The sequence below is a fragment of the Paenibacillus sp. ICGEB2008 genome (assembly GCF_000307675.1).
Taxonomy (GTDB): Bacteria; Bacillota; Bacilli; order Paenibacillales; family Paenibacillaceae; genus Paenibacillus; species Paenibacillus polymyxa.
This window is the reverse complement of record NZ_AMQU01000007.1, coordinates 777,124-789,108: the sequence shown is the minus strand read 5'-3', so window position 1 is coordinate 789,108 and position 11,985 is coordinate 777,124. Positions and strand designations below refer to the sequence as shown.

The window sequence follows — 11,985 nt, the reverse complement described above, 5'->3', positions numbered from 1 at the left end:
ACCAATTGTGCTTTCCTCAATCATCTGTATTGTAATAAACAACCTACTTGATAAATGTTATCATTCGCTGAAATCAAAGTCAATATTGTAACCATTACTTTTTTATAATTATTTTAAACTAGCTTAAAAATTCACAATTTATTCACATTTCAACAGCTTTCTGATATGCAAGTAGCTCCTGAATACTCAGGAGCTACTGTGTCAAACATTTGCTATAAAATTATACTGTATAACCTCACTATATAATAGGAAGCTTTTTTTCAGAACAAGTACGTTTCCGGGGACTTTAGCGAATAGCTGCTGCGATCAAATCGCCCATTTGAGTTGTCGAGATCGCTTGTGATTTATCCACTGCGATATCTGCCGTACGGTGTCCTGCATCCAGTACCTCAGCTACCGCCTTCTCGATAGCGTCAGCTGCTTTCTCGTACCCAAAGGTGAGGCGGAACATCAAAGCAACGGACAAAATCGTTGCAATGGGGTTCGCCAGTCCCCGACCAGCAATATCAGGTGCTGAGCCGTGCACCGGCTCGTACAGACCGAAGCTGCCTTCTCCCAGTGATGCAGAGGAGAGCATACCGATGGACCCAGTCAGCATAGCTGCTTCATCACTAAGAATGTCACCAAACATATTTTCGGTTACAATGACGTCAAAACTGGATGGACGACGCAGCAATTGCATGGCACAGTTATCGACCAATACATGCTCAAGCTCGACATCTGGGTAATCTACAGCGACCCGGTTAACAACTTCACGCCATAGACGGGAAGTTTCCAGTACATTAGCCTTATCCACCGATGCGAGTTTTTTGCGACGTTTTTGTGCAATTTCGAAGGATTGACGAACAATACGCTCTACTTCTGTTACATTATATGCGCAAGTATCGACCGCTTCTTCACCCTGAGCACTCTCTCGTCTATACTTCTCACCGAAATAAATGCCGCCCGTCAGTTCGCGCACCACGATCAAGTCCGTTCCTTCCAGTACCTCTGGTTTCAAAGTAGATGCGTCCTTAAGACAATCGAAAACAACAGCAGGACGAAGATTTGAAAACAGACCAAGCTCTTTGCGAATACCGAGCAATCCGGTTTCAGGACGAAGCTCCTTAGGATTGTTGTCCCATTGTGGTCCTCCTACCGCTCCCAACAGCACGGCATCTGCAGATTGGCATACGGCCAGTGTTTCTTCCGGCAATGGAGTCCCTTTCTTATCAATGGCAATCCCGCCGAACAGCGCATGCTCTGTTTCAAATGAAAGGCCAAATACTTCTTCCGTACGTTTCAAAATTTTCTCTGCCTCTGCGACCACTTCAGGTCCGATTCCGTCTCCCGCTATTACTGCAATCTTTTTAACGTCTGCCATCACGTACACTCCTCTTGTTATACAGCCATACAGCCGTATTTCTCATACCTTCTTTGTAACATATAAAGCAGGGCTTTGACCAAGATATAGAATCTATCAATTCAATAGGCTCAGCCTATAAGCTGATTTTTTCATTAGAGAATAAGAAAACAGGACCGGTAACACCCGATCCTGTCTATATTCATTTCATAGGCTTGTATAAACTTAGGATTTATAATCTACGCGATTGCTGTAATTTTTACGCTTGTCGATCAAACCATTCAGTGCATCCACATAAGCTCGTGCACTTGCTTCCAAAATATCAGTGCTTACCCCGCGTCCCTGTACAGATATTCCGTTTTGAGTCAGCACCACATGTACTTCACCTAGAGCGTCCTTGCCATGGGTAACAGATTTGATGGAATAATCAGAAAGTACAACACTCTCGCTGCTGGCTTGATCAATCGCATTATAGATCGCATCAACTGAACCATTTCCTTCAGCTTCTGTCTCGATCACCTGACCTTCATCGTTAACCAGGCGTATTTGTGCGGAAGGCGTAGCCTTGTTCCCGTAAGTTACGAAAATGGTTTCCAGCTTGAAGACTTCAGGTGCATCGGCCAATTTTTCTTCCAGCAATGCCAGGATATCATCGTCCGATACTTCCTTCTTCTTATCAGCCAAATCCTTAAACTGCCCAAAAGCGCGATTCAAATCTTCTTCGTTCAATTCGTAGCCCAACTCAACCAAACGCTCCCGGAAAGCATGACGCCCTGAATGCTTGCCCAGTACCAGCTTGCTTTCTTTCAGACCGATACTTTCCGGTGTCATAATTTCATAGGTCGTCTTTTCCTTCAGCATGCCATCTTGGTGAATACCTGATTCGTGCGCAAAAGCGTTAGCACCCACGATCGCCTTGTTGCCCGGCACTACCATCCCCGTCAAACGGCTAACCAAACGGCTCGTACGTGCAATTTCAGACAGTTGCAGAGACGTTTTGGCCTGGAAAAATTCCTGTCTCGTCTCCAGTGCCATGGCGATTTCCTCAATGGCCGTGTTTCCAGCACGTTCACCGATACCGTTAATCGTTCCCTCAATCTGATCTGCACCGTTCAGGATGGCAGCAAGCGTATTAGCAGTAGCCATTCCCAAGTCATTGTGGCAATGTGCACTCAATTGAATCTTCTCCACATCAACCACATTTTGCTTGATATGTTTGAATATATTTCCGTATTCGTATGGTGTTAGGTAACCTACCGTATCTGGAATATTGACGACAGAAGCCCCTTCCTGTACAGCCATGGTGACCATTTCAACCACAAAATCAAGCTCCGTTCGCCCTGCATCCTCCAATGAAAACTCCACTTTTGGCAAATACTTCAATCCATAACGAATGGCTGCACGGGCCGTTTCCAGTACCTGTGCCTTCTCCATCCGCAGCTTATGCTGACGATGAATTGGAGAGGTTGCCAAAAAGATATGGATACACGGGTCCTGTGCTCCCTTAAGTGCCTCGCGAACCGCATCAATATCCTGTTCCCTTGCACGCGAAAGGCCAATAACAGTCGAATTTTTTACAGCTTTTGCTACTGCATTAACAGCCGCGAGATCACCCGGAGAAGCAGCTGGGAACCCAGCCTCCATACGATCGATTCCCAGCTTCTCCAACTGATGAGCGATCTCTACTTTCTCACGAGTATTCAAGTTCACGCCAGGTGACTGTTCTCCGTCTCTCAACGTTGTGTCAAATATATATATTTTGCGCAACCTAACGCACCTCCTCAGGATTTGGACCCTTAAATTACAATGCGGCTCACGCAATAAGCAGGGCCGCATTGTAATTAATATTTATAAATAATTCATATTGTCGAGCTTATAGTACAAAAGGTTATTACTTTTTGATCCAATGCATCATTTCACGCAATTGTCCGCCCACTACTTCAATCGGATGGTTAGCTTCATTACGACGAGTAGCCGTCAGGAATGCACGTCCAGATTGATTTTCAAGGATGAAGTCACGAGCAAATTTACCTTGTTGAATGTCAGTCAATACATCCTTCATGGCTTTCTTCGTATCTTCTGTTACCACACGTGGTCCAGTTACATAATCGCCATATTCTGCTGTATTACTGATGGAATCACGCATTGTTGCCAATCCACCTTCATACATCAGGTCAACGATCAGCTTAAGCTCATGCAAGCATTCGAAGTATGCCATCTCAGGAGCATAACCTGCCTCAGTCAATGTTTCAAAGCCCGCTTTTACGAGTGCGCTCACACCGCCACACAATACCGCCTGCTCACCGAACAGGTCCGTCTCCGTTTCTTCACGGAAGGAGGTTTCAATTACGCCCGCACGTGTACAGCCAATGCCTTTTGCGTATGCAAGACCGATCTCCTTGGCTTGACCTGTTGCGTCCTGCTCAATTGCGATCAACCCCGGTACACCAAACCCTTCTACATAGGTACGACGTACCATATGTCCTGGGGATTTTGGAGCAACCAGCAATACATCGCTATCTTTAGGAGCTACGATTTGTCCAAAATGAACATTGAAACCATGGGAGAACAAAAGTGCTGCGCCTTTTTTCAGGTTAGGTTCGATTTCATTTTTGTAGACAGAAGCTTGAGTTTCATCAGGCAACAAAATTTGAACCACATCTGCACGGCTTGTTGCATCAGCTACGTTCAGAACTTCAAAACCGTCGTTTCTTGCGACATCAGCTGATTTGCCTTCACGCAAACCAATAACAACATTTACACCACTGTCACGCAAGTTTTGTGCTTGAGCATGTCCTTGGCTACCATAACCAATTACGGCCACTGTTTTTCCTTTCAATACGCTGAGTTCTGCATCTTTTTCGTAGTACGTTGTAACTGCCATGGTTAATTTCCTCCTTTTAATTGGACCCTTCATAATGAGCGGGTACTCCAAGAGACTTCGCCTCATGATTGGTATCTAAAAATCTCTTCGAGCACCCGCTCTTATGCGGGCGGTTCTTTAATGATGTAATGCGCTATAAGCGGTAAATCGTTAAAGCTTCATATTATGCATTGCCACGTATCATAGCTGTAACCCCGGTTCGGGTCAACTCGCGAATACCATAAGGCTTCAGCAATTCGATCATTGCATCAATTTTTTCGGTATCGCCAATCACCTGAACGATTAAGCTCGTCGTTCCAACATCAATTACAGCTGCTCTGAACGTTTCTACCACGCCCATAATTTCTGGTCGCTGGGGCGGTTCAGCCTTTACCTTAATCATTGCCAATTCCCGAGCAACCATCGGCTTGGAACTGAGATCGATGACCTTGATCACATCAACCAGCTTGTAAAGCTGCTTTTCAATCTGCTCCAGGTTGTTCTCATCTCCTACAGTCACAATGACCATACGGGATAATCCAACTTCCTCCGATTGACCCACAGTTATGCTTTCAATGTTGAAGCCACGGCGACCAAACAGTCCAGATACACGTTGCAAAACGCCGGGATGATCATTTACCAGTACAGCAATGGTATTTTTTGTCGTCATTTTACTCGTCCCCCATCAGCATTTGATCAATTGTCGAACCTTGCGTCACCATCGGATATACATTCTCTTCCTTGCTGACTACAAACTCGACAACGACCGGTCCGGGTGTATCAAGCGCCTCCTGCCAAGCCCGACGTGCTTCTTCCTTATTCGTAGCACGCAGTCCTTTGACACCGTATGCTTCGGCCAGTTTCACAAAATCCGGGCTTCCAGCCAGGTCAATGTGACTGTACCGATTGTTATAGATCAATTCCTGCCATTGGCGAACCATTCCAAGTACCTGGTTGTTGATGATTACGATTTTGACCGGAATGTTATTGATTGCACAGATGGCTAATTCCTGCGAACACATCTGCATGCCGCCGTCTCCGTTAATCGATATTACCAATCTGTCAGGATTGGCCATCTGAGCGCCGATGGCAGAAGGGAAACCAAATCCCATCGTACCCAGTCCACCGGAGGTGACCCATGAACGTGGCTGATTGAATTTGTAATACTGTGCTGCCCACATTTGATGCTGTCCTACGTCCGTCGTAACGATTGCTCCGCCCTTGGTCGTTTTATCCAACAATTCAATAACCCATTGTGGTTTAAGCACCGTTTCAGAATCCTTATAAGAAAAAGGTTTCGCAGCTTTCCATTGCTGAATTTGCGCTCTCCATGCATCTGCCAGATCCGCGCGTTTCACATCCTGATTCAGCAATTCCAATACTGCCTTCACGTCGCCTACGATTGGAATATCCGCGGCAACATTTTTTCCGATTTCAGCAGGATCGATATCAATGTGTACAATTTTGGCTTGAGGAGCAAATCCATCCAACTTGCCTGTCACCCGATCATCAAAGCGGGCACCAATACAGATCAGCAAATCCGACTGTTGAATCGCCTGATTGGAAGTGTATGTTCCGTGCATTCCCGGCATCCCTGTCCAGAGCTCATGTCCACTTGGGAATCCTCCCAAACCAAGCAATGTTGTTGCAATCGGAATTTCCGTTTTACGAACAAATTCGTAAAGTGCTTCATGTCCACCGGAGTATACAACTCCTCCACCTGCCAGAATGAATGGACGTTCTGCTTCGGCGATAGCTTGAGTCAGCTTGTCTAGTTGAATTTTGTTGGGCAACACATTCGGGTTGTAACCCCGCATGGTCACAGGTTCCGTCTGTGGAACAAACAACGTCTGGGCTGCGGAGACATCCTTCGGAATATCAATCAGTACTGGTCCTTTTCTACCTGTATTGGCAATATGAAATGCCTCATGGATGATTCGCGGCAGATCCTCTACATCTCTCACCAGATAGCTGTGTTTCGTAATCGGCATTGTAATTCCCGTGATATCAGCTTCCTGGAAAGCATCTGTACCGATCAGGGAAGATACAACATTACCCGTGATGACCACCAACGGCACCGAATCCATATAAGCTGTCGCTATGCCAGTTACCAGGTTTGTCGCTCCAGGTCCGGAAGTCGCGATACAGACACCAACTTTACCGCTTGCCCGTGCATAACCATCTGCCGCATGAATAGCTCCCTGCTCATGACGAGTGAGGACATGCTTGAAATCCTTGAAGCCGTACATGGCATCATAGATATAAAGCACTGCACCACCTGGATATCCAAAGACACACTCTACTCCCTCCAGCAAAAGGCTACGGAGTAAAATTTCCGAACCTGTAATCACCTCAGGCTTCATCCACTTTTGACGTAATTCATCGGTTGACCTAACTTCAGGAATTTGTGCACTCATTGGTCATCCTCCTTTACAAAATTTACATACAGCTGACATTTGTGAAAACAAAAAAACCTTTCATCCCTAGAACAGACTTGCTGTTACTGAGGGACGAAAGGCTGTAGCTTCCGTGGTACCACCCGTGTTTGCCCGATATTTTGCAATATCGAACCTTAGTAGGTACAGAAATCACAAAGGATCTCCATATCTGACGTCTGTAACGTAGACCGTACGATTTTCCCTAATAGGCGATTCAGCGCACCGTTAATATCATTGGGCCCAAATACTTTTCAGGAAAACAGCTCCAAGGTGAGCTCGTTAAAAAGGGATTTTGGTGAAGCTTGCAGCTAATGCCTCACTCTCTGAACAAAAGAGCCCTAATCACTTCGTCCTCTTCATTGCCGTTGTGTTCATGTCATTCTTTCAAATGTTTAGACACATTATATGTCCCCCATCTGGGATAGTCAATACCCATATTTCATAAAAATTTATGTTTCTCTTCTTAAGCACCTTTGAGTCGCACGCTTGTAAGAGGTGCCCGCATATGATAAAAAAGACCGCACAGTGAGACTTTGTACTCCTCCGAAGCCATGACATATCTTGTTAAAAGGGTAAAAAAGGAGGCCCGTTTATGATTCGCAAACGATGCGCCCAAGATGACAACATGATCTTTCGTCTAATCGAGCAAGAGCTTGTCCCTCTATCGCATTTAAGTGCCCAAGAAATGGATCAAATACGTAAAGAATTACCCCGGCGCTTAAACCGGGGCATCACTTTTGTAGCTTGCAGACCGGATAATGCACAGGTTGTTGGCTTCATTCATGTTATGCTGCATGGAGAACTATTATACATTGATTTGATCGCAATCTCTTCGGCTCAGCAAGGTAAAAGATACGGAAAAAAGTTGCTGGAGTATGCCGAGCAATATGCCCGATTGCGACGTTGCAAGCGGGCTAAAGTGATGGTGGACGAAGACAATGTGCGAGGGATCCATTTTTATCTACGTCATCAATATCATATGCTACGATACGTGGCTCTAAGCCGATGTCACGAACTCGAAAAGTCACTGTGAAAAGTATGGTTTTCGGGCTCAGGATTTTGTAAAACTAAAAAAAGTTAGGGTAAAAAGGATTGCCTACCCCGGGGTAGCCCCCGTCTGTGTACGGTCCATATTGCGGACCATATCCTGGACCTCCATAACCTGGTCCTCCATAACCTGGACCGTAGCCACCGTAGGCACCCACGTATGGAGCTGTGCCAATGGCCAGCAAATCAAAAAGCACCAGAGGAATAATCGCTTTCGTGTTTACTTTTTTCTTACGGTTTGGTTGGAGAATCAGTCGGTTACCCGAAATGCGAATCAGCTTGCCACTGACCCGAGAGCCATCCTTACGTGTAGCGAAGATGACTTTGCCGACAAGCTTCTCCACCTGCTTTCTGGTTACTGCCTGTTTCATCGTATTTCCTCCTTCTTTCTCAACGGATGGACAGATTGAACGGCTCCTTGATAGCTCACCACCACCACAAAATAGACTGGAGCTGACAGGGGCCGAGCGTCCGTCCAATCTGCATAGCACAGTCTATTCCATTCAAGCCATAAGCGTATGTTTAAATGCCTGCACAATGTAAAAAAAATCTGGTACCTGCACATGCAGATACCAGATTTTCATATACACCAATATGTGTATTTAAAAACATTCAGTTGTCTATGAGTCATTAACGCTTGCTTGGATCATACAGTTGACCCAAAGCGGCCGGAGCGCGTGAACGTCCAACTGCCGCTACCAGCACAATAATTGTCAGGAGATACGGCAACATAAAAATAATTTCCTGGGGAATACTTTGCGACCATGCAAACAACTGCACATAGTTGCGAATGGCTTGTGAAAAACCGAAAAACACTGCCGCTCCAAAAGCACCGAGCGGATTCCATTTACCGAAAATCATAGCCGCAATAGCAATATAGCCCTGCCCTGAAACGGTATTATGTGAGAACATATTGGTTGTAGTCAAAGTGATCGTAGCTCCACCAATCCCAGCCAACGCACCACTAATCATAACACCGATGTAACGAAGGCGATTGACTTTGATCCCCACGGTATCGGCTGCACCCGGATGCTCCCCTACTGAACGCAAACGCAAGCCAAACGGAGTTTTATACAAAGTAAAGTAGCCGATAATAACTAATAGAATAGCTAGATATGTCGTTGGATAGGCTTGGAAGAATGCTTTTCCTGCAATCGGAATATCCACAAGATAAGGAATGGATATCTCGTTAAAGCCTTGAATTCGGCCGGTGTCCCCATCACCCTCAAATAACAGCTTAACCATGTACAGTGTACTACCTGCTGCCAAGAAGTTAATGACAATCCCGCTGATTACCTGATCAGCCTTGAATGTAATAGAGGCTACAGCATGAATTAGCGAAACCAGAATACCGAACACCGCAGCTGACAGCACACCTACCCAAGCCGCAGAGGTGCCACCTAATCCTGCTTGCTCAGCATAAAATCCGCCCACACCTGCCGCAAACGCGCCAAACACCATAAGACCTTCCAGTCCAAGATTCGTTACACCGGATTTTTCCGAAAAAACTCCGCCAAGAGACGCAAAAATAATCGCCGTCGCAAAAACGAGCGTTGTATGGATTAATTCACCAAGTGTTAACCAACTCATTTTACAACACCTTCTCTTTCTTCCGCTTGGAGTAGAGCGGCTTCACAACCCAACGCACAATACCTTGGGCCGCAATGAAGAAAATAATCGAGCCAATAACTACCCGGATAATTTCTGGCGGTACATCCGCGCTAAAGCTCATCCCCGCAGAACCATACGTGAGCGTTCCGAACAAAACAGAACCGAGCAACACACCGAACGGATTATTCATCCCGATCAAAGACACAGCGATACCGTCAAAGCCGGTTCCTGGTGATCCTGCCATGACAGATTGATAATGGAAAACCCCCAGCACCTCAAAGGCACCAGCCAATCCGGCAAAAACACCACTAATAAACATCGCTTTTATGATATTACGATTTACATTCATACCTGCATAGCGGGATGCATCCTGATTAAATCCGACAGCGCGAAGCTCATAGCCCTGCTTTGTTTTCCACATGAAAATATAGAAAAACACTGCCGCCAGCACAGCAATAACTGTGCCCCAATGAACTCGAGCATTCCCCATCATCTGGGACAACCAGTCAATGGAAATAGAAGCGGAAGGTTGGATATCCACAGAGCGATTTTCACCTTCCATAAGTGCGAACTGATTAATTACCAAATTAGCCAAATACAGACCGATCCAGTTCATCATAATACATGTAATAACTTCGTTCACGCCTCGCTTGGCCTTCAAATAGCCAGCAATCGCAGCCCACAAGCCTCCGAAAACAGCTCCTGCGATCACAGCCAGCGGTGCATGAAGGATAGCAGGCAGCCCATGAAGTTTGATACCTACAATCGAAGCAGCTGTCATACCGACCAAAAACTGACCTTCGCCACCGATGTTAAACAACCCGGCACGGGCCGCAAAAGCAAATGCCAAGCCTGTTAAAATCAACGGTGTCATCTCACGGATCGCTTCGCCAAAATTGTAGGAATCTCCGTACACACGGCTAAACAAAGCGGAATAAGCCACAATAGGATCATACCCGCCAATCAACATCACGATAGCACCCAGAATGAGGCCTAGAATAATAGAGACCAGAGCCAGAACAAAGGAGTCTTTTGTGAATATTCTCAATAGGTTAGCCATTCTCTACTCCTTTCTTCACTGCACTTCCTGCCATCATTAGCCCCAGTTCCTGGTCATTCGTTTCTTCAGGCAGCACTTCCCCGACAATCTTACCCTCATAAATAACAGCAATTCGATCGGATACATTCATAATCTCGTCCAGCTCAAAAGAAATGAGCAGTACCGCTTTACCTTGATCCCGCTGAGCAATCAGTTGCTTCTGGACAAATTCAATAGCTCCAACATCCAGCCCGCGTGTAGGCTGCGCCGCAATGAGAAGGTCTGGGTTTTTATCAATTTCACGCGCTATGATTGCCTTTTGCTGATTTCCACCAGATAGCGATCTTGCCTTGGTATGAATATCTGGTGTTCTAACATCAAACTTCTCAATAAGACTTTTTGCCTGTTTTTCTATAGCGTCCTTGTTCAAGAAGCCGTTTTTACTGTAAGGCGCCTGATAATACGTCTCCAGCACCATATTTTCACTCATGGAAAAATCGAGCACCAACCCATGCTTATGGCGATCCTCCGGTATATGTGAAACGCCTGCCTCTGAAATTTTGCGCGGTGGCTGATTTGCCAGTTCTGTTCCGAGCAAACGGATACTTCCACTATCCACCTTGCGCAAGCCTGTCAAAGCTTCTATTAGCTCACTCTGTCCATTGCCGTCTACTCCGGCAATCCCCAAAATCTCGCCGGCCTTGACCTGCAGGTTCAATTCATTCAGAACATGAATGCCATCCTTGTTTTTAGAAATTACTTTGTTCATTTCCAGTACAGTTTGTCCTGGTTGAGCAAGCTTCTTATCCACTTTAAAGGACACACGACGGCCCACCATTTTCTCCGCCAACTCATTTGGTGTTGTTTCAGATGTTTTGACCGTGTCAATAACTTTACCTCGGCGAATAATCGTAACCGTATCTGCAATTTGCATAATTTCTTTGAGTTTATGAGTGATAAGAATGATTGATTTGCCTTCAGCTACTAAGCGCTTCATAATGTCCAGCAACTCAGAGATTTCCTGTGGTGTCAGCACCGCTGTTGGCTCATCAAAAATTAGAATATCTGCACCGCGATAAAGCGTTTTGATAATTTCCACACGCTGTTGCATACCAACAGATATATCCTCAATTTTGGCATTCGGATTTACCTGAAGTCCGTATTGTTCAGACAACCGCTGTACTTCTGCGGCAGCCTTTTTATAATTGATTTTCAGACCCTTACGTGGCTCCGACCCAAGGACAATATTTTCGGTTACGGTAAACGGCTGTACGAGCTTAAAATGCTGATGCACCATGCCGATCCCCAGATCAATTGCCTTATTTGGACTATCAATCTGTACGGGGTTCCCTCCCATTTCAATGGTCCCTTCATCCGGCTGATACAGTCCGAAAAGAATATTCATAAGCGTAGATTTGCCCGCGCCATTCTCACCCAAAAGGGCGTGAATTTCTCCTTTATGCAGCTTGATGCTGATGGAGTCGTTGGCAACGATGCCGGGGAATCGTTTTGTAATTTGCTTTAACTCAACGACGGGGGTCGCTGCATCCATGAGATCACCCTTATACACTTTATAGTATGTGCTCCAATGAGCTGATTTTGACCGTTATAATCTTATAACTCCAGACGTAAGAACAAGGCTAGT

At 45.7% G+C, this 11,985-nt stretch carries 10 protein-coding genes; 1 reads left to right on the top strand and 9 read right to left on the bottom strand.

Annotation, left to right across the window (positions count from 1 at the left end):
* Positions 1 to 286: 286 nt before the first annotated feature.
* The 5 genes from leuB to ilvB form a co-directional block, all read right to left on the bottom strand.
* Complete coding sequence (leuB, locus tag C400_RS0108290) at positions 287 to 1,363, bottom strand: 3-isopropylmalate dehydrogenase (RefSeq protein ID WP_017426633.1); 1,077 nt, start codon at positions 1,361 to 1,363, stop codon at positions 287 to 289.
* A 204-nt stretch (positions 1,364 to 1,567) separates the two neighbouring features.
* Positions 1,568 to 3,109, bottom strand: a complete 1,542-nt coding sequence (locus tag C400_RS0108285) for a 2-isopropylmalate synthase (RefSeq protein ID WP_017426632.1) — start codon at positions 3,107 to 3,109, stop codon at positions 1,568 to 1,570.
* A gap of 124 nt (positions 3,110 to 3,233) precedes the next feature.
* Complete coding sequence (gene ilvC / locus C400_RS0108280; RefSeq protein ID WP_013309387.1) at positions 3,234 to 4,226, bottom strand: ketol-acid reductoisomerase; 993 nt, start codon at positions 4,224 to 4,226, stop codon at positions 3,234 to 3,236.
* 163 nt (positions 4,227 to 4,389) lie between these two features.
* Positions 4,390 to 4,875 carry an acetolactate synthase small subunit gene (gene ilvN / locus C400_RS0108275; RefSeq protein WP_013370080.1) on the bottom strand — a complete coding sequence of 162 codons (486 nt, stop codon included), beginning with the start codon at positions 4,873 to 4,875 and terminating at the stop codon, positions 4,390 to 4,392.
* Between the two features lies 1 nt (position 4,876).
* Positions 4,877 to 6,622: a biosynthetic-type acetolactate synthase large subunit gene (gene ilvB / locus C400_RS0108270; protein ID WP_013370079.1), complete on the bottom strand. Its 1,746-nt coding sequence runs from the start codon at positions 6,620 to 6,622 to the stop codon at positions 4,877 to 4,879.
* A 613-nt stretch (positions 6,623 to 7,235) separates the two neighbouring features.
* Here ilvB and C400_RS0108265 point away from each other — a divergent pair.
* On the top strand, positions 7,236 to 7,676 hold the full coding sequence (locus C400_RS0108265; protein WP_017426631.1) for a GNAT family N-acetyltransferase: 441 nt from the start codon (positions 7,236 to 7,238) through the stop codon (positions 7,674 to 7,676).
* 34 nt (positions 7,677 to 7,710) lie between these two features.
* Here C400_RS0108265 and C400_RS0108260 read toward each other — a convergent pair whose 3' ends face one another.
* The 4 genes from C400_RS0108260 to C400_RS0108245 form a co-directional block, all read right to left on the bottom strand.
* Positions 7,711 to 8,061, bottom strand: coding sequence for a hypothetical protein (locus tag C400_RS0108260; RefSeq protein WP_017426630.1), 351 nt, complete (start codon positions 8,059 to 8,061; stop codon positions 7,711 to 7,713).
* A 259-nt stretch (positions 8,062 to 8,320) separates the two neighbouring features.
* On the bottom strand, positions 8,321 to 9,280 hold the full coding sequence (locus C400_RS0108255) for an ABC transporter permease (RefSeq protein ID WP_010349245.1): 960 nt from the start codon (positions 9,278 to 9,280) through the stop codon (positions 8,321 to 8,323).
* A 1-nt stretch (position 9,281) separates the two neighbouring features.
* Positions 9,282 to 10,361, bottom strand: a complete 1,080-nt coding sequence (locus C400_RS0108250) for an ABC transporter permease (RefSeq protein ID WP_017426629.1) — start codon at positions 10,359 to 10,361, stop codon at positions 9,282 to 9,284.
* Positions 10,354 to 11,892 (bottom strand): ABC transporter ATP-binding protein, encoded by a 1,539-nt coding sequence (locus tag C400_RS0108245; RefSeq protein ID WP_025364391.1) that lies wholly within the window; start codon positions 11,890 to 11,892, stop codon positions 10,354 to 10,356. The genes C400_RS0108250 and C400_RS0108245 overlap by 8 nt, the downstream gene beginning before the upstream one ends.
* Positions 11,893 to 11,985: the final 93 nt, after the last annotated feature.

Coding starts and splice junctions, on each gene's coding strand:
- leuB (WP_017426633.1), bottom strand. CDS start 1,363: ATGGCAGACGTTAAAAAGATTGCAGTAATAGCGGGAGACGGAATCGGA.
- ilvC (WP_013309387.1), bottom strand. CDS start 4,226: ATGGCAGTTACAACGTACTACGAAAAAGATGCAGAACTCAGCGTATTG.
- ilvN (WP_013370080.1), bottom strand. CDS start 4,875: ATGACGACAAAAAATACCATTGCTGTACTGGTAAATGATCATCCCGGC.
- ilvB (WP_013370079.1), bottom strand. CDS start 6,622: ATGAGTGCACAAATTCCTGAAGTTAGGTCAACCGATGAATTACGTCAA.
- C400_RS0108265 (WP_017426631.1), top strand. CDS start 7,236: ATGATTCGCAAACGATGCGCCCAAGATGACAACATGATCTTTCGTCTA.
- C400_RS0108260 (WP_017426630.1), bottom strand. CDS start 8,061: ATGAAACAGGCAGTAACCAGAAAGCAGGTGGAGAAGCTTGTCGGCAAA.
- C400_RS0108255 (WP_010349245.1), bottom strand. CDS start 9,280: ATGAGTTGGTTAACACTTGGTGAATTAATCCATACAACGCTCGTTTTT.
- C400_RS0108250 (WP_017426629.1), bottom strand. CDS start 10,361: ATGGCTAACCTATTGAGAATATTCACAAAAGACTCCTTTGTTCTGGCT.
- C400_RS0108245 (WP_025364391.1), bottom strand. CDS start 11,892: ATGGATGCAGCGACCCCCGTCGTTGAGTTAAAGCAAATTACAAAACGA.